This is a genomic window from Mucilaginibacter sp. (assembly GCF_965201005.1).
In the GTDB taxonomy this organism is placed as follows: Bacteria; Bacteroidota; Bacteroidia; order Sphingobacteriales; family Sphingobacteriaceae; genus Mucilaginibacter_A.
On the sequence record NZ_OZ241747.1, the window covers coordinates 45,360 to 66,777 of the forward strand.

Annotated in this window: 21 protein-coding genes and 1 other RNA gene; 14 read left to right on the forward strand and 8 right to left on the reverse strand. The window is 41.4% G+C overall.

Features of this window, described 5'->3' with window-relative positions; all coding sequences use genetic code 11:
- Positions 1–21: 21 nt before the first annotated feature.
- Positions 22–1,467: an MBOAT family O-acyltransferase gene (locus ACOFKR_RS00215; RefSeq protein WP_419802014.1), complete on the forward strand. Its 1,446-nt coding sequence runs from the start codon at positions 22–24 to the stop codon at positions 1,465–1,467.
- Between the two features lie 4 nt (positions 1,468–1,471).
- Positions 1,472–2,437, forward strand: coding sequence for a hypothetical protein (locus tag ACOFKR_RS00220; RefSeq protein ID WP_419802015.1), 966 nt, complete (start codon positions 1,472–1,474; stop codon positions 2,435–2,437).
- Between the two features lie 152 nt (positions 2,438–2,589).
- Here the strand turns inward: ACOFKR_RS00220 and ACOFKR_RS00225 are convergent, their stop codons facing one another.
- Positions 2,590–4,128 carry a S53 family peptidase gene (locus ACOFKR_RS00225; protein WP_419802016.1) on the reverse strand — a complete coding sequence of 513 codons (1,539 nt, stop codon included), beginning with the start codon at positions 4,126–4,128 and terminating at the stop codon, positions 2,590–2,592.
- 259 nt (positions 4,129–4,387) lie between these two features.
- Entirely contained in the window at positions 4,388–4,987 is a 600-nt protein-coding gene (locus ACOFKR_RS00230) for a DUF4142 domain-containing protein (RefSeq protein ID WP_419802017.1), read from the reverse strand.
- Positions 4,988–5,156: 169 nt separating this feature from the next.
- On the opposite strand from ACOFKR_RS00230, the gene rnpB reads away from it, so the two are divergent.
- From rnpB to ACOFKR_RS00250, 4 genes are all read left to right on the forward strand, one after another.
- Positions 5,157–5,536, forward strand: an RNA gene (gene rnpB, locus ACOFKR_RS00235) — RNase P RNA component class A.
- Positions 5,537–5,645: 109 nt separating this feature from the next.
- Entirely contained in the window at positions 5,646–7,028 is a 1,383-nt protein-coding gene (locus ACOFKR_RS00240) for a sigma-54-dependent transcriptional regulator (RefSeq protein ID WP_419802018.1), read from the forward strand.
- Between the two features lie 124 nt (positions 7,029–7,152).
- Positions 7,153–7,554, forward strand: a complete 402-nt coding sequence (locus ACOFKR_RS00245) for a GlcG/HbpS family heme-binding protein (RefSeq protein WP_419802019.1) — start codon at positions 7,153–7,155, stop codon at positions 7,552–7,554.
- Positions 7,555–7,689: 135 nt separating this feature from the next.
- The gene (locus ACOFKR_RS00250) at positions 7,690–8,040 is read left to right on the forward strand and encodes a phage holin family protein (protein ID WP_419802020.1); all 351 of its coding nucleotides are present in this window, start codon (positions 7,690–7,692) and stop codon (positions 8,038–8,040) included.
- 53 nt (positions 8,041–8,093) lie between these two features.
- Here ACOFKR_RS00250 and ACOFKR_RS00255 read toward each other — a convergent pair whose 3' ends face one another.
- From ACOFKR_RS00255 to ACOFKR_RS00265, 3 genes are all read right to left on the reverse strand, one after another.
- Entirely contained in the window at positions 8,094–8,633 is a 540-nt protein-coding gene (locus tag ACOFKR_RS00255) for a hypothetical protein (protein ID WP_419802021.1), read from the reverse strand.
- Between the two features lie 39 nt (positions 8,634–8,672).
- Positions 8,673–8,867, reverse strand: coding sequence for a hypothetical protein (locus tag ACOFKR_RS00260; protein ID WP_419802022.1), 195 nt, complete (start codon positions 8,865–8,867; stop codon positions 8,673–8,675).
- Between the two features lie 108 nt (positions 8,868–8,975).
- A complete protein-coding gene (locus ACOFKR_RS00265) occupies positions 8,976–9,884 on the reverse strand; it encodes a Gfo/Idh/MocA family protein (RefSeq protein ID WP_419802023.1) in 909 nt (302 codons plus the stop codon).
- A gap of 131 nt (positions 9,885–10,015) precedes the next feature.
- Between ACOFKR_RS00265 and ACOFKR_RS00270 the strand changes: the two genes are divergently transcribed.
- Positions 10,016–11,308 carry a DNA polymerase Y family protein gene (locus tag ACOFKR_RS00270; protein WP_419802024.1) on the forward strand — a complete coding sequence of 431 codons (1,293 nt, stop codon included), beginning with the start codon at positions 10,016–10,018 and terminating at the stop codon, positions 11,306–11,308.
- A 6-nt stretch (positions 11,309–11,314) separates the two neighbouring features.
- On the opposite strand, the gene ACOFKR_RS00275 is transcribed toward ACOFKR_RS00270, so the two are convergent.
- Positions 11,315–13,819: an HRDC domain-containing protein gene (locus ACOFKR_RS00275; RefSeq protein ID WP_419802025.1), complete on the reverse strand. Its 2,505-nt coding sequence runs from the start codon at positions 13,817–13,819 to the stop codon at positions 11,315–11,317.
- A 116-nt stretch (positions 13,820–13,935) separates the two neighbouring features.
- On the opposite strand from ACOFKR_RS00275, the gene ACOFKR_RS00280 reads away from it, so the two are divergent.
- Positions 13,936–14,154 (forward strand): type II toxin-antitoxin system HicB family antitoxin, encoded by a 219-nt coding sequence (locus ACOFKR_RS00280; protein ID WP_419802026.1) that lies wholly within the window; start codon positions 13,936–13,938, stop codon positions 14,152–14,154.
- Positions 14,147–14,359, forward strand: a complete 213-nt coding sequence (locus ACOFKR_RS00285) for a type II toxin-antitoxin system HicA family toxin (protein WP_419802027.1) — start codon at positions 14,147–14,149, stop codon at positions 14,357–14,359. The genes ACOFKR_RS00280 and ACOFKR_RS00285 overlap by 8 nt, the downstream gene beginning before the upstream one ends.
- Here the strand turns inward: ACOFKR_RS00285 and ACOFKR_RS00290 are convergent.
- Complete coding sequence (locus ACOFKR_RS00290; RefSeq protein ID WP_419802028.1) at positions 14,352–15,239, reverse strand: fructosamine kinase family protein; 888 nt, start codon at positions 15,237–15,239, stop codon at positions 14,352–14,354. The genes ACOFKR_RS00285 and ACOFKR_RS00290 overlap by 8 nt on opposite strands.
- 71 nt (positions 15,240–15,310) lie before the next feature.
- On the opposite strand from ACOFKR_RS00290, the gene lepA reads away from it, so the two are divergent.
- The 5 genes from lepA (at position 15,311) to ACOFKR_RS00315 (ending at position 20,343) form a co-directional block, all read left to right on the forward strand.
- Positions 15,311–17,098, forward strand: coding sequence for a translation elongation factor 4 (gene lepA, locus ACOFKR_RS00295; protein ID WP_419802029.1), 1,788 nt, complete (start codon positions 15,311–15,313; stop codon positions 17,096–17,098).
- A 26-nt stretch (positions 17,099–17,124) separates the two neighbouring features.
- Positions 17,125–18,510 carry an AAA family ATPase gene (locus tag ACOFKR_RS00300; protein WP_419802030.1) on the forward strand — a complete coding sequence of 462 codons (1,386 nt, stop codon included), beginning with the start codon at positions 17,125–17,127 and terminating at the stop codon, positions 18,508–18,510.
- Entirely contained in the window at positions 18,507–19,046 is a 540-nt protein-coding gene (locus ACOFKR_RS00305) for a hypothetical protein (protein WP_419802031.1), read from the forward strand. Before ACOFKR_RS00300 ends, ACOFKR_RS00305 begins: the two co-directional genes overlap by 4 nt.
- Positions 19,047–19,049: 3 nt before the next feature.
- On the forward strand, positions 19,050–19,931 hold the full coding sequence (locus ACOFKR_RS00310; protein WP_419802032.1) for a bifunctional 5,10-methylenetetrahydrofolate dehydrogenase/5,10-methenyltetrahydrofolate cyclohydrolase: 882 nt from the start codon (positions 19,050–19,052) through the stop codon (positions 19,929–19,931).
- Positions 19,932–20,214: 283 nt separating this feature from the next.
- Entirely contained in the window at positions 20,215–20,343 is a 129-nt protein-coding gene (locus ACOFKR_RS00315; RefSeq protein ID WP_419802033.1) for a hypothetical protein, read from the forward strand.
- Between the two features lie 239 nt (positions 20,344–20,582).
- On the opposite strand, the gene ACOFKR_RS00320 is transcribed toward ACOFKR_RS00315, so the two are convergent.
- On the reverse strand, positions 20,583–21,350 hold the full coding sequence (locus tag ACOFKR_RS00320) for a hypothetical protein (RefSeq protein WP_419802034.1): 768 nt from the start codon (positions 21,348–21,350) through the stop codon (positions 20,583–20,585).
- Between the last annotated feature and the right edge of the window lie 68 nt (positions 21,351–21,418).

Genomic DNA, 21,418 nt, shown 5'->3' on the forward strand with positions numbered 1-21,418 from the left:
CAATCCATCTAAAACCAGCTTATGCTTTTCAATTCCTACGCTTTCCTGGTTTTTTTTGTGGTGGTTACTTCGCTCTATTTTATCCTTCCGCATCGTAGCAGATGGTTGCTGCTCTTGCTGGCCAGCTGCTATTTTTATATGGCTTTTGTGCCGGTTTACATCCTGATTTTGGGTTTTACAATTGTGATCGATTACATCGCCGGCATCCGGATTGAAAAAGCGGCCGGACAAAAACGCAAGCTGTTTTTAATCCTGAGTTTGATTGCCAACATTGGTGTTTTGGTTGTTTTTAAATATTACAACTTCATCAATTTTAACCTTGGTTTTTTGTTCAAAAGTTTTAATTGGAACGATCCGCTGCCCTATCTTTCTATCCTGTTGCCCATCGGTTTATCCTTCCATACTTTCCAGGCCATGAGTTATACCATTGAAGTTTACCGCGGCAATCATCCGGCCGAAAAACACTTTGGTATTTATGCTTTGTATGTGATGTTTTATCCGCAATTGGTTGCCGGGCCGATAGAAAGGCCTCAAAATATTTTATATCAGTTTAGAGAAAAACACAGCTTTGATTACAACCTGGTTACCGGCGGATTGAAATTAGCTGCATGGGGTTTGTTTAAAAAAGTAGTGATTGCAGATAGGCTTTCTGTTGTGGTTGATTCGGTTTACAACCATCCGCAAAACTTTAATAGTTTAGGTTTGATTATTGCAACCGTGTTTTTTGCCTTCCAGATTTATTGTGATTTTTCCGGTTATACAGATATGGCCATCGGCATTGCCCGTGTAATGGGTTTTAAACTGATGATCAATTTCAACAAACCTTATCAGGCCAAAAGCTTGCACCAATTTTGGCAGCGATGGCATATTTCGTTGTCTTCCTGGTTCCGCGATTACTTGTATATCCCGTTGGGCGGCAACCGCGTAAGCATCCCAAGATGGTATTTTAATTTATTTATCGTGTTCTTAATCAGCGGTTTATGGCATGGTGCAAACTGGACGTACATCATCTGGGGTGCTTTGCACGGCTTTTATCTGATTTTTGCTTTGATCACTAAAAACTTTCGGAACAAATTTAACCATGCTGTTTTTATCGATAGATTTTCGTTCTTGCCCGTGCTTACAACTTTTTTGTTAGTGTGTTTTGCCTGGATTTTTTTTCGTGCCGATAATGTGCAAACAGCTTTTTACATCGCTAAAAATATTTTTATCGCTATTCCGGGTTTGATCAAAAATCCGCATCATCTGATCCAGGATTACGGTTTAAACAACAAGGAAATGGTTTTTTCTTTGTTCCTGATTTTATTTTTGGAAGGTTTCAATTATCTGCAAAGCCACAAAAACTTCTTGCAAGTATTCGCGCAAAAACCAATTTATGTCCGCTGGGCCGCGTATTACGCTTTGCTGATCATGATTTTGGTTTTTGGCGAATTCTCCGATCGCCAGTATATTTACTTCCAATTTTAAAATCATGAAACAGTTTTTGATCAAAGCTTTTATCCTGATTTTAACCTTATTTGCATTATTGGTTTGGGCAGTTTTTTTACCGCCTAAACAAAGCAAACAAAACATGCTTTACACACAAATTGATAAAAATGAATTGTTAAAAAATGTTCCAAGTCCGCGCATAATTTTTGTTGGCGGATCCAACTTAGCTTATGGTTTGGACAGTAAAACCATCCAAGATTCGCTGCACATCCATCCGATCAATACCGGTATCCACATCAACATTGGTCTAAAATTTATGCTGGAAAATACGCTGCAATATGTAAAACCAAACGACATAATTGTGCTTTCTGCTGAGTACCAGCAGTTTTATGGTGATTTGGCCGATGGCGAAGCAGAATTATTTTCGCTTGTTACCGATGTTGTACCGCAATCCCGTAAATTGCTGGATTACAAACAGTATTTTAAACTATTGAAATTACTGCCGCAGTTTGCACAAACCAAATTGCAGCCCCGTTTTTTATTTTTGAAATACCCGCAAGATACCACAATTGGAAGATACGACCGTAAAGCTTTTGACCAATACGGCGATGCAACTTTACATTGGAAACTTCCGGCAGAAAACCCAAAACCTTATCCCGCAATTATAACAAGTTTTAATGAAGATGCGTTACAAAGTTTGATTCGTTTCCGCAATGCTGTATATCACAAAAAAGCAAAATTATATATCACTTTTCCGGGTTATCAATCTACATCTTATCAAATTAATGTTGCACAGATCAAACAAGTTCAGCAAAAATTAAAAGACAATTCTTTCATCATGATTTCAAATCCGGAAGAGTTTAGGATGCCGGATAGTTTGATATTTGACACGCCTTATCATTTAATCAAAAAAGGTGTTGATTTGCGTACCGATTTGTTGATTAAAGATTTGAAAAAAGTAATTAATCCGGATGTTGTTTTTCCAATTTCGGTTGATACTCAAAAATAAACTTCAATCATTTTTAAGGCATAAAAGAAGCATTGTTCCGGTTTCGGCTGTAGGGAGAAATCTTCTTCAAAGCGTAAGACAATTATGTTTTTCAATAAAGATTTCTCCCTTTAGGTCGAAATGACAACAATGCTGTTTTTATCACCTAAAATTTAAGGTAGTTTGGACAATACGCCCCAGCCGGTGCAAGCGTCCCAGCCTTTTCCGGCAGTATAACCGGTGCTGGTTTTGGTGGTTTTGTTATCGCCATCTGTAATATCACGGCACAAGTTTGGGTTGGCATACAGCGTGGGGTTGATAAAACCGGCTGCCGTACCTTTTTTCTGATTGATCAAGGCCAACAGCCCGGCCATCAGCGGTGCAACCGCACTGGTGCCACCAATTACAAACTGCTGCCCATCCACCAGAACTTTATAACCGGTACTCGGATCGGCATTTCCGGCCACATCCGGCACGCCGCGGCCTTTAAATTTGGTGTTGAGGGAAGCCGGCACGTTTACACCGGCCTGATAATCCGGGACCGGAAAAAAATCACTCACACCGCCGCCTGTTGCCGAATCGCTGGCGGCGTGCCAAACCGTTTCGGAAGTGATGCTGCCTGTTCCGTCTGTGAGTAATTTTGTGCCGCCGCAAGCCAAAGCATACGGACTGGAAGATGGAAAATCAACATGTACCTTGCCATCCGTTACGCCATCACCAGAGCCATTATCGCCGGCCGCCACGCAAATAGTTACGCCCAATAGTGCCGCTGCTTTAAAGGTTTCGTTAAAATTAGTCATGGCCTGCTGTGTCCAATTCACTTCCGCAGAGCCCCAGCTGATGGAAATTACAGATGGTTTGTTGGTGGTATCGTGCACGGCCATCGTAATGGCATCCAAAAAACCCTGATCGGTATTGGGCGCAAAATAAACCACAATGGTAGCTTCCGGTGCCACCGCGCCTGCCACTTCAATATCCAGCAAAACCTCACCATCTGCACTGTTTGCGTTAGTTGGCGCGTTTTTACCGCCATCAACCGATACTGCTTTTACCACTGGTTTTTTGATGCCCAAACTTTTAAAATAGTTGGTCAGATCGGCCGTTTTGTAGCCGCCGCCCAACTCAATAATACCAATGCACTGGCCTTTGCCCGTTACACCGGTTGGGAAACCGTAAATTTTGGCCAACTGATCGGCCGTGTAAGCTACCGAAGCGGCATGACTTACAATTTTGGCATCAGGTTTATAAATCTGGAACATCGGCCGTGCGGCATGGCGTTCATCGAAGCCAAAAATGCCGGTAACAATATCTTTCAGGCTTTCCGGAACGTGGATTTCGCCCGTGCGCACCCTAAACTGCTTTTTATCTTTATCCGCTTCGTGCAGATCAACGCCAAAAGCTGCTTCAAAATCGCTGATTTTTCCTTTCAAAATCACACTTCGGCGCGCATTGTCAACGGTAACGGTGGTGAGATCATGTTCGTGCGCATAATTTTCCACCGCATCGGTATCTTCCGGCGAAGCACCAAATTGCTGTCCGTAACTTTCCCTGCTGATCCTTTCGCCGGCGGCCAATGCCTCATCCAAAGATTTTTTTCTGCGGATGCGGACCGTTACTTCAATAAATTTTTCCGGATCGATTTTTTGTAATGCGGCCGAAGCTGGCGCAACACGATTGCTTCCTTTTAAAACAACTTTTTTTTGCGTTTTCATGCTGGTGGATTTTTTGCTAAAGATAGAAAATGAATTCAATAATTACTAAAAATATTAGTAATTTGTTTTAAAAACGACTGGATTTTAGTCGATAAAAACAGCATCACTAAATTTTTAAACGAAATTTAAGCTGATGCCATATCTGTGATAAAATTATTAAAAAAGAAAACCGGGTTTCGCTTAAAAACATATTATTGTTTTAAGGCGAAACCCGGTTTGGTTTTAAAGCAATGCTGTTTTTACCGGCCTAAATTTGCAATTACATTTTACTGTTGTTGGCCGCGTTTTTTTTGTTGATCTCGTTATCCAATTTTTCTGCTGCAGATAAGTGCATTTTCAGCGTTGGAAGGGTTTTTACAGCAAAAGCTTTCAAATCCGGGTCTTTCAGTTCGGTGGTTGCTTTTTCAAAATCGGCCACATCTTTTTTGTGTGCGGCAACCATAATGTCCATATACTTTAAATCAAAAGCGACACTGGTTTTTAAAGCCATAGAATCTACGCGGTCCTGGAACTCTTTGCCCAAAGATTGCGGCACGCCCAATTTTTTACCGTTGGCAATGCTTTTCAGTTCGCCATCAGCTTTTTGATGGTCTTTTACCATCATCTCCCCAAATTCTTTAACCTGCTGGTTTAAAGCGTTCCGCTGCGCCAAAGTGCCCATTTGCACTTCCAGCATACCGCCCAAAGTGGCATTGTTTACAAAGGCCGCATCTTTGGTATCTACCTGCAAAATATCAGTGGTTTTGGTGGTATCTGCCAGCGCATTTTTTTGTGCTTCTTCTTTTTTGGCATCGCTTGGCCCGCAGGAAACCGCAAACATGGCAGCAGCAATAAACAGGTAATGGTTGTATTTTTTCATGATGTTTTTATCGGATTAAAATTGATAACCCAGCGGAAAATGAATTGTTTTTAAGGAGCGTTGTTTGAAGAGTAAGGAGCGGCACAGCAAGAATACAAAACCAATTAAACCTGATGTTTTAGCGTTTGTCTCATTCTCCGCTCTTCGCTCAAATTCCTTATCTTCGCCCCAGGCAAAACGTTCTGCCGCTCTGTTTTTTTACGGGGAGGAAAGTCCGGGCAGCATAGGGCATCCTGCTTCCTAACGGGAAGGCGCCATCCGGATGGGCGACAGCAAGTGCCACAGAAAACAAACCGCCCAGATTTATCGGGGCAAGGGTGAAAACGTGCGGTAAGAGCGCACGGCCTGGCATGGCAACATGCCTTGCGGTAAACCTCAGGAGCTGAAAGGCCAAATAAGTTTTGGCAGCCCAAAAAGCGGCCCGCTTTTGTTGCAACGCAACGCCAAAACGGGTAGGCCGATGGAGGTGGTGGGCGATCATCATCCAAGATAAATGGCAGAAACCCGGGCAACCGGGCACAGAACCCGGCTTACAGGTTTGCCATCCGGATTTTTACATCAAACCCTTTGCTGTTCGCGCAGCAAAGGGTTTGTCTTTTGCGGGGCAAAACCTATCTTAGCGGCAAAAATCACCTTAAGCCTTTTAAGCAATAAATTAATGTCGAAGATTCTGATTATAGATGATGAGCGTGCCATCCGGAGCACCCTGCGGGAGATTTTGGAGTACGAGGATTATCAGGTAGATGATGTAGATAATGGTGCCGAAGGTTTAAACCTGATCAAAAGGGGCGATTACAGTTTGGTGCTCTGTGATATCAAAATGAACCGGATGGACGGGCTGGAAGTGCTTACCGATGCCCAAACCTACAAACCGGATTTGCCTTTTATCATGATTTCCGGCCACGGGACAGTGGAAACCGCCGTAGAAGCCAGCCGCAAAGGTGCGTTCGATTTTATCAGTAAACCGCCGGATTTAAACCGTTTGCTGATTACTGTACGCAACGCTTTAGACCGCGGGTCATTGGTTTCAGAAACCAAAGTTTTAAAGAAAAAAGTTTCTAAAACACGCGAGATTTTGGGCGAATCCCAGGCTATCGGCAAAATAAAAGAAACGATAGAACGCGTGGCACCAACCGAAGCCCGCGTATTGGTAACCGGTGCCAACGGAAGTGGTAAAGAACTGGTTGCCCGCTGGCTGCACGAAAAATCTGCCCGCAGCAATGCGGCACTGATCGAGGTAAATTGTGCGGCCATCCCTTCAGAACTGATTGAAAGTGAACTGTTCGGGCATGAAAAAGGCTCTTTCACCTCCGCAGTAAAACAACGTATCGGCAAATTTGAATCGGCCAGCGGCGGCACATTGTTTTTGGATGAGATTGGCGATATGAGTTTATCTGCCCAGGCCAAAGTATTGCGCGCCTTGCAGGAAAATAAAATTGCCCGCGTAGGCGGCGAAAAGGAAATTGATGTGGACGTGCGCGTGATTGCGGCCACCAACAAAGATTTGCAGAAAGAGATCGAGGCCGGCAATTTCCGGATGGATTTGTACCACCGTTTAAGCGTGATTTTAATCCACGTTCCGCCGCTTTGTGACCGCCGTGACGATATTCCGCTGCTGACTAAAAGTTTCCTGGAAGAAATTTGTACCGAATACGGTATGCCGGTAAAAAAAGTGTCCGAAGCGGGGATCGATGCTTTAAAAGCATTGCCCTGGAGCGGCAACATCCGCGAGTTGCGCAACATGGTGGAGCGGCTGATTATTTTAAGCGATAAAGTAATTACCGATGCGGATGTAAAAGCATTTGCCAACCCAACCGCGCCGGTTGCCTCAGTTACGGAAACGGCCGGAAATAAGCAGCCTGATTTTGATAATTTCAAGAATTTCCAGGAATACAAGGATTTTGCAGAGCGCGAGTACATCAAATTCAAACTCGAAAAAAATGGCTGGAATGTATCCAAAACCGCGGACGACATTGATATCCAGCGCAGCCATTTATACAGCAAAATTGAAAAATTTGGGTTAAAGCGCGGGGAGAGTTAAATTAGCTGATGCTTCTTTTACCCTATAAATTTTGTAAGCCCGGGCATTTTCTCAGGCTTTTTTTATGCCGGTAAAAACAGTAAGTTTTTAAATTTGTCTTTCTCAACATAAACCAAATTTAAAAATGGACATTAATTTAGAACAGGCAGAAGCCGTAGCAGCGGCCGCCAAACAAAAAGCCCGGGAAATTGGCGTACCGATGAATGTTGCCGTGGTAGATGGCGGTGCAAACCTTAAATCGTTTTGCCGGATGGACAATGCCTGGCTCGGTTCGGTGGATATTGCCGTTAAAAAAGCCAAAACCGCCCGTTTTTTTGATATGGAATCCGGCGATATCGGCACGCTTTCGCAGCCCGGCGGTGCTTTGTATCAGATTGAAGTTTCCAACGGCGGCCTGATTTCTTTTCCGGGCGGCATCCCCATTAAAAATGCACAAGGCGAAATTGTGGGCGCGATTGGTGTTTCCGGCGGTTCGGTAACGCAAGACCGTGAAGTTGCCCAGGCCGGTGTGGCCGCTTTTAAGTAAATTTCAGGCGATAAAAGAAGCATCCAAACAGCAGCCGGAAACTCTCCGGCTTTTTTTGTGAAACAATTTTTGAAGCGGCCGTTTAAAATTATTCTATATTTTAGCACTTTAAACAAACCTTAACATCGCCCAACAATGCACTTTATTATCGAATTACTGGTAAACGCCGGCATGATTTTGCTCCTGTCGCACTTTTTGCCAACCATCATCATCCGCAACTGGAAAACCGCTATTTTGGTAGCATTGGTTATCGGTTTGCTTAATGCCACGGTTGGCGCAGTGCTCCGTTTCCCTTTAAATCTGCTCACGCTTTGGCTGCTTTCGTTTTTTGTAAGATTGCTGGTTACCGCCGTGATCATCAAAATTGTAGATTGGATTTTTGACGATTTTGAGATCAAAGGCTTTCTGCCTGCGCTTATTTTGGCTGTAGCTTTGGCCATAGATGGCAGCTTTTTATCGTTTGCGCTGCAGCATGGCAACTATTAAAAAACAAATGCTTCTTTTATAAGGGTAAATTCAGGCAGATCATCAACCAAACCTTATTTCGGCCTGAAAAAAGACGAGCGGTTTTTATAAGGCAAAAAATAATACGAAGCCGACACGCCAAAAAACGTGGCCGAAGATGCCGTATATCGTCCGCTATAATAAAACTGGCCAAAATTAATGTTGAGGTGCAGCCTGTCTGTGGCCGAATACTCGATACCCGAAGTAAGTTCTGTTAAAAAATTGTTCGGCGCAGCAACAATATAACCAATGCCCACCGTAAGCGTATTGGTAAATTTGCCCTGCTGAAAGATGTTGAGGTTGGGCCGAATTTCAAAATAAAACGAAGTATCGCGGCCGTGGATGCGCTCCAGCGTGGTTTTGCCCACATCCACGCCCAAACTAAACACGTTCCACTGCTTGCCCACTTCTACCGAAAGGTTGGATTTGCCGCCCAGCGTGCCAGCCGTGTTGGTAAGCGAATAATAAACCTGAATATATGTTAGCGGTTTTTGGGTAGAATCGCTTTGCGCCTGCACATTTAAAGCAAAAACAAAGCAGAAAAACAGTATTAATAGTTTAAGCAGTTTGTACATAAAAAATAAAAATGCGCAAGCCAAATATACCGGAACTGATCAGTTTTGATGAACAAAATCACCCTGGTTCATAAAAAAATATTGCCGCAAAACTACTTCTTTTATCACCCATTTTTTAGCTTTTAAAGTTATGAAGTTTGCAAGGCCGCAGGACAGGTAACCACTCCGGTGCGTAGGGATGGCAAAACGCCCGGAGGCGATCCGTCCTTTCTTGATTTTTTGTTTCTTTTTCATCAAGGAAAAAGAAAAAGAAGAGGAAACGCAGTTCCTGATCAAAAAATGTATGGTAAAAGAAGCATGTTTTACAAAAACAAACCTGCGGTTGACCCACCATTAATCCCCTCAGCTTTTTTCCAATTCCACTACAATCCTTTCGCAAATTTCATGACTGGACAAAGCATCCCGGGCGGAAATTTGGGTCGGGGTTTTATAAACGACCGCTTGCAAAAAATCATCCGTCATCTGCTCAAAACCGCGTCTGTGCAAAGTCGGTTCCCAGTCATTTCCACCCAAATAAACCACGTTTTTATTTTCTTCGGAAACCAAATCCGATACATTATAAGCAGTTTTCTTTTGCGTGGCCGTCATCACTTCCAGTTTCTCTTCTGTAGTTGCCGTATCGCGGTTCATAATCCCGATGGCAACTTCGCCAGACTTCGATACAAACTGAACAACCAATTGATGCAGCATTTCGCCTTTTTTGATGCCGTTTACAATTAAATTTTCAATCGGATATGGAAACAAATAATGCAAAGTATCAACCACATGTATAAAATCCTCCACCACAAAACGACGCACAAAATCGGGCAGGTTTTTACGGTTTTTTTGCAGGATGATCAGCGTTGGCTTCTCTAATTTCAACTGCTGATAAGCGGGCGCATATCTGCGGTTAAAACCAACCATCAGCAATAAATTTTTCGCTTCGGCCAATTCCACCAATTGCTTAGATTCCGCATAAACCATTGAAATTGGTTTATCAACAAAAACCGAAATATTGGCTTCCAAAAGCTGTTTTACAATTTCAAAATGTGCTTCGGTGGCGGCGTTTACAAATGCTGCTTCGATGTCGCCGGAAATTAAACTTTCTATAGTTTTATGCTGATGTGGGAAACGATATTTTTCGCCCAATTCGTGCAAACGCTTTTCGTTACGCGAACATAAATGAAACTCGAAACCGGCCTTTCCGCTCAAAACCGGCAGGTAAGCTTTTGTGGCAATATCGCCTAAACCGATAATTCCGATTTTAATCATGAGTTGATGTGGATAAACTGCTAATTAAGCAACAATTTTTAGGCGATAAAAACAGCATCGCATAAAATTATTTCAAAATAAATCTTTCCACAATTTGATTGATTACTAAAAATATTAGCATATTTGATTCTATGAACCAGAATTCGATCAAAATACAAACCGAGCCGCGCGTGCTTTTTGTGGACATGAACAGTTTTTTTGCCCGTTGCGAGCAGCAGGACAATTTTTGGCTGCGCGGAAGGCCGGTTGCGGTTTGCGTTTATACGGGCAAATTTGGTTTCGCGATTGCGCTTTCGGTGGAGGCCAAACGGATGGGCGTAAAAACCGGGATGCGGCTGAACGAGGCGATGAAAATCTGTCCGGAGCTGATTCCCGTCGAAAGTCACCCCGAACGTTACCGCCAGTTCCACACCAAAATCATCAACGTTTTAAAGCGATATTGCCCGGAAGTGATCCCGAAAAGTATTGATGAGGCCATCGTTAACCTTACCAATTACAAAATGGTTTACCCCGATACTGTTTTTATCGCCCAAAAAATAAAGGAAGATATTAAGCGCGACGTGGGCGACTGGCTAACGTGTTCCATCGGTATTGCGCCAAATGCTTTTCTGGCCAAATTAGGTTCGGATATTGGCGGTTATGATGGCCTGCAGTTGATCACCACCCAAAATATCGATGAAAAATTAACTCCGCTAAAACTATCTGATTTGCCCGGGATCGGTAAAAACATGGCTTACCGGTTAGAACGCGCCGGAATTTTGACGCCGCTGCAAATGCGCTACACCGCGCCGGAAAGGTTGAAAGCTATTTTTAAAAGTATCGAAGGCATTTACTGGCATTACCGGCTCAATTTTATCGAAACCGGCATGGCCGTAACGGATTATAAAGGTATGCAGGCCATGCGACAGATTTCTGCCGATAAAAGAAGCAACCCGGAATATATCAACCAGCTTTTTTTGACGCTTTGCACCACGCTGGAGCGGCGCATGGTGCACCATCATTTTTACTGCCGCAACATTTCTTTTGTGGTGAAGTATGTAGATGAAAGTTGCTGGCACGATGGATTTTCGATCACCAACCCGATCCAGGATGCGATCAGTTTGATGCGGATGATCAAAATCCGGGTGGCCAGGTTTGAAGAAACCACGCAATCGCCACCGGTTTTGAACGATAAAATTAGCGGTTTGCGCATAATGGTGACCGATTTTGTGAACAACGGAAAAATGCTGTACAGCTTGTTTGAAGATGTGAACCGCGGCGAAACGGCCCGCAAAACCATGTACGCCATCCAGCAAAAATTTGGTGCCGATAAACTACGGCGTGCCGTGGAAGTAACTGAAGGTAAAGTAGTTGCAGATGTAATCGGATTCGGTTGTGTAAAAGATTTAACCGATCTGGATTATATGATTGCGGATGAAAATTAACTGTTTTTATTCGGCAACTTTCTGCGGATACTGATAATCAACCAGCTTCACCACCGCGCGGACCGCACTGTAAGAAACATCATCGCCCAAAGCATTTTTCGCTTCTGTTAGATTTTCAGGCTGATTTTTGCTGAAGTAATCTTTGATTTTATCTATCATTTCGGCCGGAAAAACCTGCGTGATTTCCAATTCACCTAAATCTGCAAAATAGGCAAGATGTCCTTCAATTGTGCTGGTTACATAATCACGTTCTGCAGCAATTTCAGCAATTGTTTTTCCGCTTTTGAACAGATCGAAAGAAATTTGTTTGGTATCCGTTTTAGAAATAGTTGATGCTGTTTTTACACCTGTTTTTTCGGCAGAACCCGGATTAAAAACCGTTCTTTCGATGTTTTTATTTTTACAATAAGCATTAATGTAAGCCAAAATTGCTTCGCCGTATTGATGCACTTTGCTTTTGCCGATACCTTTGATCTGTTCCAGTTCTGCTAAAGTAGAAGGCAAAGTTTCAACCAAACTATCTAAAACTTTTTGATGAAAAACAGTGTAAGCCGGAACATTTTTCTCTTCTGCCAAGCGGTTCCGCCAGTTCCGCAAAGCATTGAACAAATCAGGAAAATTGTATTTTTCGAGATCAGTTTCCAACGCTGTTTTTTCGGGGATATTGGTTTTTTCCGCGGCAACCGTTGTAAAATCAATGGCTGCATTGGCTTTGTTTTGAAGATAGGTTAATGCCGTAAAACCGTTTGCCGATGCTTCTTTTAGCACCTGAAATTTGATGATTATTTCCTGCTTTAAACCATTTAAGGCCGATAAAACCACTTTTCGGATGGCTTTGTTATCGGTTTCTACAGGCAGATTTTGTATCGGTAAAAGAAGCATCGGCCCTAACTTTGACAGAAAATAAGTGCTTGCTTTTTTAACACGTTCCTGCAAAACTTCGTAGTTTTCGGGCAGATGCGGTTGCTGCAATAATTGGTTCAGTTCCTGCTGAAATTTATCGGCCACCGTGTAAATTTCCTTTTCAACAGTGATTTTAAGCTGATGCAATGTTGCTGTAAATTTCCCGGCCAGCAGATGATCGTTTTCTTCGGCCACTTTCAGCAAAGCAAAAAACTTGTATCTGATCGGGTTGAAATCGAACAGTTCGCGCAGCAAAACCTGTTGGAAAGTTTTTTTGGCTTCCGTCAGGCTGTTTTCGGTTGGTGCGTTGCGTTCGCTTTCAATGGTATAAGTAGCAACAGTTTGATCGGTAATCACGCTTTTTCCTTTCAGCGGAGAACTTAAAACCATGCCTTCCAGCGTTTTACATCTGCTTAAAGCAACGTAAACCTGGCCGTGGGTAAAAGCATCTTCGGCATCAATAATGGCTTTTTCAAACGTTAAACCCTGACTTTTATGGATCGTAATTGCCCAGGCCAGCCGCAGCGGGTATTGCGTAAAACTGCCAACAATATTTTCCTGTACTTCTTTTGTGGATGGATTTAAAGCGTATTTAATGTTTTGCCAAACCATCTGGCCAACGCCAATTTCATCTTCATCGCCCTGGCATTTTACATAAATCACTTCATCTGCAATCCGCACAACTTTGCCAATTTTTCCGTTGTAAAAAAGTTTGTCGCGCGAGCTGTCGTTTTTTACAAACATCACTTGTGCGCCAACTTTCAGCTCCAGATCAAAAACCGTTGGATAAGCAAATTCCGGAAAATCGCCCTGAATAACAGCTTTAAACTGATGTGTAACTACTTTAAGCTGAGCCAATTTGCTGACATTCAGGTTTTGTGCCGAATTATTGTGCGTGGTCAGCGTGATATAACCTTCACTTTCATTCGGCTTAAAATCAGGCACATAGCGTTTGTTCAGATCAGCTAAAACTTGCTGCGTGATCCGGTTTTCGCGGATGGCATTTAAAAGGTCGATAAAAGAAGTATCGGCCTGACGGTAAATATGTTTTAGTTCGATGTTCACCAGCGGCGTTTGTTTGAGAGCGCGGCTGCTGAAAAAAAACATCGTATCGTAATAAGCGCGCAGCAGTTGCCATTCATCCGGCTTTACAATGGGCGAAAGCTGGTGCAAATCCCCGATCATCAGCAACTGCACGCCGCCAAAAGGCTGATTACGAGATCGATAACGGCGCAGCACCTCGTCCATTGCATCCAAAACATCAGCGCGCACCATACTAATCTCGTCGATCACCAGCAAATCCAGACTTTTCAGCAGGTTGATTTTTTCCCGGTTCAACTGTTTTTTAAAAGCGGCGTTACGGTCCGGGTTTTCCTGCGGGATATATGGTCCGAACGGTAACTGAAACAACGAATGAATAGTTACGCCGCCCGCATTGATAGCCGCCACTCCCGTTGGTGCCACAACTGCAATGCGCTTGTTGGACGTTTTTTTCAACTGGTGCAGAAACGTGGTTTTACCTGTTCCGGCTTTTCCGGTTAAAAAAATATTGCGGTTGGTATGCTGTACAAAGTTGTTTGCGAGATCAAGTTGCGGGTTTTGCTGCATAAAACAATGATAAGAAATTTAGCAATAATATTAAAACGAAATTTTTTATTGTTTAAGGAAACTATAATTTTGATTGTCTATTGTTGTTATAATTCCTATCTTCAAATAAAAAAACAATGAAAACAGTTGAATTAGAAAATATAGTCTGGAAAGAAGGCAAATATCATGTAGCCAGATGTTTAAATGTTGAAGTTTCCAGCTTTGGCGAATCTAAAGAAGAAGCTTTAACTAATTTGCAGGAAGCTTTGGAATTGTATTTTGAAGATGAAGATTCAATTAATTTGGTATCTGTAGAATCTCCCGAAATCGTAGCAACTACTTTAAAATATGCCTAAACTTTACTCTTCCGATTATATTATCAAGATTTTAAAGAGTAAAGGTTTTAATATTATTTCACAACAAGGAAGTCATATTAAACTACGTAGATTTGGACGACCAACTTTAACAGCTATTGTTCCAGCAGGCCGAAAAGAAATGCCTATCGGAACATTTCGTTCAATTTTAAAACAAGCCGGATTATCTGAAAATGATTTCAAATAAACTTCTTCAACGCATTCTTCACCTGCGCCAAATATCCCGTTCCAAATAAATTCAAATGCAGCAGCAAAGGATATAAATTCCACAGATCAATCCTTTCCTGCCAATCATTTTGCAAAGGAAACACTTCCTGATAAGCCTGGTAAAAATCAGCACTAAAACCACCAAAAAGATGCGTCATGGCCAGGTCGAACTCCCGGAAACCATAACTTACGGCCGGATCAATTAAATAAGGTTTGCCTTCGCTGCTGATCAGGTAATTCCCGCTCCACAAATCGCCGTGGATCAAGGCTGGTTTTTCTTCGTCAAAAAGTCCGCCTAACTTTTGGTAAAGCTTTTCAAAATCAGACACCAATTTTAGGTCGATAAAAGAAGCATCGAAAGCCATCCTGACCATCGGCTGCAAGCGTTCTTCTGTAAAAAAAGCTGTCCAGGTTTGATGTTTTTGGTTGGATTGTGGCAGCGAACCCATGTAATTATCCTTTTCAAAACCAAAATCCGCAGCAGGGTTTTGGTGCATTTCGGCTAATTGAAAACCTGATTTTTGCATGGCGGCTTTTGTTTTCGGGCCGGTTTCGATGTTTTCGAGCAGCAAAAAACTTTGGTTTCCGGCAATTCCCGTTCCGGTTACGTTGGGCACGGCAATAGTTTTGGTTTGGCGGATGGCAGCCAAACCTTCTACTTCCAAAGCAAACATATCCGGAAATCTCTCAGCATCGTTCAGCTTTAAAATGAAGTGTCCGGCCGCGGTTTGCAAACGATAAACTTTGTTGATACTTCCGCCAGAAACGGGTTTTGCAGCGATGATACTGTTTTTATCGCCTAAATTTTGGTGCATTACCGATTCTATTTTCTGTTTTAAATCCTGTTCAAAAACTGCCATATAACCACTATAAAATCCACCCAAATAATCACAAAATTTTGTTCTTCTAAAACGTTATTTTTGCAGGATAAATGAAGCACATCCGCAATTTCTGTATCATCGCACACATTGATCATGGTAAAAGTACCCTGGCCGATCGGCTGCTCGAATATACCAATACCGTTACCAAACGCGAATCGCAGGCGCAACTGCTGGACGATATGGATTTGGAGCGCGAGCGTGGCATCACCATCAAAAGCCACGCTATCCAAATGGACTATGTTTTAGACGGTCAGCCATACGTTTTAAACCTGATCGACACGCCCGGACACGTTGATTTTTCGTACGAAGTTTCCCGTTCTATCGCCGCCTGCGAAGGTGCTTTGCTGATTGTCGATGCCTCACAAGGAATCCAGGCGCAAACGATTTCCAACTTATATCTGGCTTTGGAAAATGATTTGGAAATTATTCCGGTTTTGAATAAAATGGATTTGCCGGGCGCAATGCCGGAAGAAGTGAAAGACCAGATTGTGGATTTAATTGGCTGCAAACGCGAAGATATTCTGGCGGCCTCGGGCAAAACCGGACAGGGCGTGCACGAAATTTTGGAAGCAATTGTTGCACGCGTCCCGGCTCCTGTTGGCGATCCAACTGCACCTTTGCAGGCGTTGATTTTTGATTCGGTTTTTAACTCTTTCCGCGGCATTATTGCTTATTATAAGGTAGTTAATGGCGAAATCCGTAAAAATACCAAAGTGAAATTTATGGCCACCGGCAAAGAATATATTGCCGATGAAGTGGGAACGTTAAAACTGACGCAGGTGCCGAAAGACGTGATCAAAACCGGTGATGTCGGCTACATAATTTCGGGCATAAAAGAAGCACGCGAAGTTAAAGTTGGTGATACAATTACCCTAATTGAACGCCCGGCAGCCGAAGGCATACAAGGTTTTGAGGAAGTAAAACCAATGGTTTTTGCCGGGATTTATCCGGTTGATACGGATGATTTCGAAGAGCTGCGCGAAAGCATGGCCAAATTGCAGCTAAATGATGCTTCGCTGGTTTTTGAACCGGAATCATCAGCGGCTTTGGGTTTTGGTTTCCGCTGCGGTTTTTTGGGGATGCTGCACATGGAAATTATCCAGGAACGTTTGGAACGTGAGTTCGATATGACGGTAATTACCACCGTTCCCAACGTTTCTTATCTGGCTTACACTACCAAAGGCGATGAATTGCAGGTTCACAATCCTTCCGATTTGCCTGACCCAAGCAAATTGGATTTTGTGGAAGAACCATACATCAAAGCTAATATCATTACCAAATCGGAGTTTGTTGGTCCGGTAATGTCGCTTTGTATCCAGAAACGCGGAACGATCGTGAATCAATCTTACCTGACTGCCGATCGTGTGGAATTGATTTTTGAGCTGCCGATGGGCGAAATTGTATTTGATTTTTACGATAAATTGAAAACGATTTCCAAAGGTTACGCTTCTTTTGATTATACGCAGATCGGTTACCGTCAGTCGGATTTGGTGCGTTTGGATATTCGTTTAAACGGCGAACCGGTTGATGCTTTGTCTTCGCTGATCCACCGAAGCAATTCTTATGATTTTGGCAAGAAAATCTGCGAAAAACTGAAAGAACTGATCCCGCGCCAGCAGTTTGAAATTATTGTTCAGGCTTCTATCGGTGCTAAAATTATCGCCCGCGAAACCGTAAAAGCTTTACGTAAAGATGTAACCGCAAAATGTTATGGCGGCGATATTTCCCGTAAACGCAAACTTTTGGAAAAACAGAAAAAAGGTAAAAAACGGATGCGCCAGGTGGGTAATGTGGAAATTCCACAATCCGCATTTATGGCGGTTTTGAAATTAGATTGATAAAAGAAGTATATTTATCAATAATTATGATTGTAGATTTAAAAAATATTGGTGCAATAAGCCACTCAGAAATTGATCTTTCTAAAGATTTAATTATACTATCTGGACCAAACAATACTGGTAAAACTTATATAGCTTATACCTTGTACGCTATTTACAAATTTACAAGGGAGTTTGATGAGTTGACCTTAATGGGTAGTAATGTTGTAAATACATTATTAGAAAAAAATATTGAATTGTTATTACACGATGGGAAAGTATCAATCAAATTAAAAAACGAAATAATATTAGCAATAATTGAGGAAGTTTTCGAAGGAGTTGTAAGTTATCTACCAAATGTGTTTGCCAGTGATGAAAAGTTTTTCTCTGAAGCAAAAATAAAACTGCAGATTCCAAATAAATTTATTTCAGATTTTATTGATCATCTTCAAATAAAATCTAGCTTTAAATTTCCTGGTAATATAATTATCCAAATTCAAAAAGATCAAAACAACGACGAAATTGACTTTTTTTACAGTGTAGATACAAAGACGGAACGAACAAGCAATAGTCGAATTATTTTACAAATTAGGTACATTATTGCACAAAAAATTACTGAAAGCATTTTAAATGCCATGTTTAATAACGTTTATATTACTCCTACAGAAAGAACGGCTATAAATTTATTCAGTAAAGAACTTTCTGTTAAAAGAAATGAAATTGTTGATCGTTTATTAGAATATAAAACAAATAAAGCTCAAAATAATCTTTTAAGAGAAGTTCAAAGATATCCTTTACCAATACGAGATAGTTTAGCAATTGCCGAAGATTTAGCTAACCTTCAAAAAAGCAAAAGTGATTATAATTTTATTGCTGATAAAATCGAAAAAGAGATTCTAAAAGGGAAAATTACTGTTTCTAAAGATGGTGATGTCTTATTCAATCCTTCAAAATCTAATATTAAAAATCTTAATATACATTTATCGGCTTCTGTTGTAAAATCATTATCTAATTTAGTTTTCTACTTTAGACATTTAGCTCAACATAATGATTTTATAATTATTGATGAGCCAGAATTAAACTTGCATCCTGACAATCAAATAATTATGGCTAGGTTAATTGCAGAAATTGTTAATAATGGATTTAAAGTATTAATAAGCACACACAGTGATTACATAGTCAAAGAACTTAATAATCTAATTAGAATAAATCATGGCAGTGATGAGATCAAAGATAAATTAATGTCGTTGTATGGATATTCTGAGAATAATTTATTAAGAAAAGAACAAATTGGTGTTTATTTATTTAAGGACAAAAAATCTCAGAATATTCCTGTAGATGACTTAGGATTTGAAGTATCTACCATAGAAAAAGAAAATAGTATTTTAGCTGAGGCATCAGAAAGAATTTATTTTGAAGTGTTTGAAAAATGATACTCAATAAAATTCAAAATATAATTTATAGTTCATTTCAAACAAACGTAAAGGGTAGAAAATTTACTCTAAAAGAATCGTCTAAAAGTGCCAAATGTATAACTGCAAAATTTGAAGCAGAAGGTGACTATATAGTTTTCAAGTTCGATCAAGCTATAAAAAGAAATGGAATTAAAATTCAAACATTGATCCCTTTTCTTGAAGATGGTAACTCTCAGTGTATCTGTGATTATTTGATATTTTACCTTAAACCTAACGGTTCTTTATTTGCTGTAATTTGTAATATGAAATCAGTAAATAAGAGTAATAATATAGAACAAATAAATGCTGGAAAAATACTTGCAAACTTCATCTTTGAAACTGCTAAAAGGATAAATCCATTAGAATTCGAAAATGTAAGCTTAAATACTACACAAGTTCTTTTCTCTTATAAAAATCTTTATCAAGGCGGTAAGAACAATCAATCTGGCATTATCAACTTAGTTTCTAACTCTGAAATTAGTCAAACATTTATTTTTGAACACAAGTGTAAATAATACATGCAACTCCTCGACGGCAAATACATCTCCGAAAAACTGAAAACAGAAATTGCACAAGAAGCTGCTGAGGTTTTAACGCAAACCGGTCGTAAACCACATTTGGTAGCGGTTTTGGTTGGACATGATGGCGGCAGCGAAACTTACGTGGCCAGCAAAATGCGCAACTGCGAAAAGGTTGGTTTCCAATCTTCATTGGTGCGTTATGAAGATGACGTAAGCGAAGAAGAATTGCTGGAAAAAGTTGCCGAATTGAATGCAGATGCCGGCATCGACGGAATCATTGTACAATTGCCTTTGCCCAAACACATCGACCCGGAAAAAGTAACCGAAAAAATTGACCATCGCAAAGATGTAGATGGTTTTCATCCGTTAAATCTTGGAAGAATGCAGCGTAACTTGCCTTCTTTTATTCCGGCTACGCCTTATGGGATTATGTTGATGTTGCAGGAATACGGCATCCAAACTTCCGGAAAACATTGCGTGGTGGTTGGCCGAAGCAATATTGTAGGTTCGCCAATGAGTATTTTAATGGCGCGAAATGCCAATCCCGGAAACTGCACCGTTACCATTTGCCACAGCCGCACGCCGGATATTAAAAAATACACTTTAGAAGCTGATATTTTGATCGTTGCTATCGGCAAAAAGAATTTTATTACGGCAGATATGGTGAAAAACGGCGTAATTGTGATCGATGTTGGCATGAATAGGGAAACTTCAACCCAAACCAAATCCGGCTACAAACTTTATGGTGATGTGGATTTTGAAAAAGTGGCACCAAAAGCTTCCTGGATTACACCGGTTCCGGGCGGCGTTGGTTTGATGACAATTATCGGGTTGCTTAAAAACACACTTGCCGCAGCACGAAAAGAGGTTTATCCTTAAAAATAGGTGGTAAAAGAAGCATTCATCTTGAATAGATTTCCGCTGTATATAACCAACATAAAGGGCCGTTTGCAAGATCGGCACTTTTAAGGTAGCCACCCAAGCGTGGTGGGTTGAATGCCGCCCGGAGGCGATCCGGCATTCTTGAATTTTTGGTTCTTTTGTTTCAAGACAAAAGAACGAAACAGCCAGCAACCGCAGGTTTGCTTTTATCAACCATGCTTCTTTTAGCATATATTTTTTGATCAGGAACTGCGTTCCCTCTTCTATTTCTTTTTCCTTGATGAAAAAGAAACAAAAAATCAAGGCAAACCCGATCGCCTCCGGGCGTTTTGCCGGGCAGCCGCACCTGAGTGGTTATCTGTCCTGCGGCTTTGCAAACTTCATAATTGCAAAATCAAAAAATAGGTGATAAAAGAAGCATCTGGCAAAAATAAAGAGCCGTCATAAAGATCAGCTGTGAAAGGCAGTGTGCAAAGTAGCCACCCAGGCGCGCTGGGAAGAATGCCGCCCGGAGGCGATACGGCATTCTTGAATTTTTGGTTCTTTTTGTTTCAAGACAAAAGAACGTAAAACCAAGCAACCGCAGGTTGGTTAAACCGAACATGCTTCTTTTATCATATATTTTTTGAAGTATGTTCAAAAAATATATTAATATTCTACTTTCAAATTCATCAGCTTTGGCGTTTTTATTATCTCCCCTAAAGTGCTGTTTAAAGTGAGCGTTTTTTTATCCGCAGAAAGCTTTGCCCGCACATTTCCGGTTTTTTTGACCGGCCGCGGGAAACGCATCAGCACGCTGTAAGGCATCTCGATCAATGCCGCTTTGGCCATACTGTACATTGCTTCGTTTTGCCGGAAATACTGCCGGAATTTTACCGTATCGATCTGGCGCGAAAACTTTTTGCCACTGATGTCGTAATCAAAATAATCTTCGTTAATGCCCATCCCGCCGCTGCTTGCGCCGGTTTGCATCACCTGCGGATCGCTGATCAATTGTCCGATTTTTTGCTGCTGTGCCAGTTTAGAAACATGCGTTAAAAAATATTTTACTTCTTTGGCACTTTTGGCTTCGTACTGCACGTTAACCTGCATCTGGCTGTTTTTCAGGTTCATTTTAAGGTGCAGCAGCGTTGCCCGCGCCAAATCAACCTGGTCGTTGCTCAGCTTTTTGCGTTCGGCAGCGGTCAAATCACTGTAGAAATTAATGGCAGTGTCTTTTTGCATCAGGTAAGATGGCGTTTGTTTTACAGAATCGGGCAGCAGGTTGGAAAGCACCGAAACCGCCCTGCCCATGTTAAACCGATAATCAATTTTGCAGGCACCGCCTTTTTGAAAAACGTAATGTTCCTCCACGTTCACACACGAAGAAAATACCGATAAAAGAAGCATCAGCAAAGGAAAATAGAGTTTTTTCATGCAAACAGTTTTTGGGGCGGTACAAATATGCGGTATTTATTAAACTGAATGTCAGGAAATTTAATCGC

What these genes read in the sequence shown, in the direction of transcription:
- ACOFKR_RS00215 (WP_419802014.1), top strand. Translation starts at nt 22, where the DNA reads ATGCTTTTCAATTCCTACGCTTTCCTGGTTTTTTTTGTGGTGGTTACT.
- ACOFKR_RS00220 (WP_419802015.1), top strand. Translation starts at nt 1,472, where the DNA reads ATGAAACAGTTTTTGATCAAAGCTTTTATCCTGATTTTAACCTTATTT.
- ACOFKR_RS00225 (WP_419802016.1), bottom strand. Translation starts at nt 4,128, where the DNA reads ATGAAAACGCAAAAAAAAGTTGTTTTAAAAGGAAGCAATCGTGTTGCG.
- ACOFKR_RS00230 (WP_419802017.1), bottom strand. Translation starts at nt 4,987, where the DNA reads ATGAAAAAATACAACCATTACCTGTTTATTGCTGCTGCCATGTTTGCG.
- ACOFKR_RS00240 (WP_419802018.1), top strand. Translation starts at nt 5,646, where the DNA reads ATGTCGAAGATTCTGATTATAGATGATGAGCGTGCCATCCGGAGCACC.
- ACOFKR_RS00245 (WP_419802019.1), top strand. Translation starts at nt 7,153, where the DNA reads ATGGACATTAATTTAGAACAGGCAGAAGCCGTAGCAGCGGCCGCCAAA.
- ACOFKR_RS00250 (WP_419802020.1), top strand. Translation starts at nt 7,690, where the DNA reads ATGCACTTTATTATCGAATTACTGGTAAACGCCGGCATGATTTTGCTC.
- ACOFKR_RS00255 (WP_419802021.1), bottom strand. Translation starts at nt 8,633, where the DNA reads ATGTACAAACTGCTTAAACTATTAATACTGTTTTTCTGCTTTGTTTTT.
- ACOFKR_RS00260 (WP_419802022.1), bottom strand. Translation starts at nt 8,867, where the DNA reads ATGAAAAAGAAACAAAAAATCAAGAAAGGACGGATCGCCTCCGGGCGT.
- ACOFKR_RS00265 (WP_419802023.1), bottom strand. Translation starts at nt 9,884, where the DNA reads ATGATTAAAATCGGAATTATCGGTTTAGGCGATATTGCCACAAAAGCT.
- ACOFKR_RS00270 (WP_419802024.1), top strand. Translation starts at nt 10,016, where the DNA reads ATGAACCAGAATTCGATCAAAATACAAACCGAGCCGCGCGTGCTTTTT.
- ACOFKR_RS00275 (WP_419802025.1), bottom strand. Translation starts at nt 13,819, where the DNA reads ATGCAGCAAAACCCGCAACTTGATCTCGCAAACAACTTTGTACAGCAT.
- ACOFKR_RS00280 (WP_419802026.1), top strand. Translation starts at nt 13,936, where the DNA reads ATGAAAACAGTTGAATTAGAAAATATAGTCTGGAAAGAAGGCAAATAT.
- ACOFKR_RS00285 (WP_419802027.1), top strand. Translation starts at nt 14,147, where the DNA reads ATGCCTAAACTTTACTCTTCCGATTATATTATCAAGATTTTAAAGAGT.
- ACOFKR_RS00290 (WP_419802028.1), bottom strand. Translation starts at nt 15,239, where the DNA reads ATGGCAGTTTTTGAACAGGATTTAAAACAGAAAATAGAATCGGTAATG.
- lepA (WP_419802029.1), top strand. Translation starts at nt 15,311, where the DNA reads ATGAAGCACATCCGCAATTTCTGTATCATCGCACACATTGATCATGGT.
- ACOFKR_RS00300 (WP_419802030.1), top strand. Translation starts at nt 17,125, where the DNA reads ATGATTGTAGATTTAAAAAATATTGGTGCAATAAGCCACTCAGAAATT.
- ACOFKR_RS00305 (WP_419802031.1), top strand. Translation starts at nt 18,507, where the DNA reads ATGATACTCAATAAAATTCAAAATATAATTTATAGTTCATTTCAAACA.
- ACOFKR_RS00310 (WP_419802032.1), top strand. Translation starts at nt 19,050, where the DNA reads ATGCAACTCCTCGACGGCAAATACATCTCCGAAAAACTGAAAACAGAA.
- ACOFKR_RS00315 (WP_419802033.1), top strand. Translation starts at nt 20,215, where the DNA reads ATGAAAAAGAAACAAAAAATCAAGGCAAACCCGATCGCCTCCGGGCGT.
- ACOFKR_RS00320 (WP_419802034.1), bottom strand. Translation starts at nt 21,350, where the DNA reads ATGAAAAAACTCTATTTTCCTTTGCTGATGCTTCTTTTATCGGTATTT.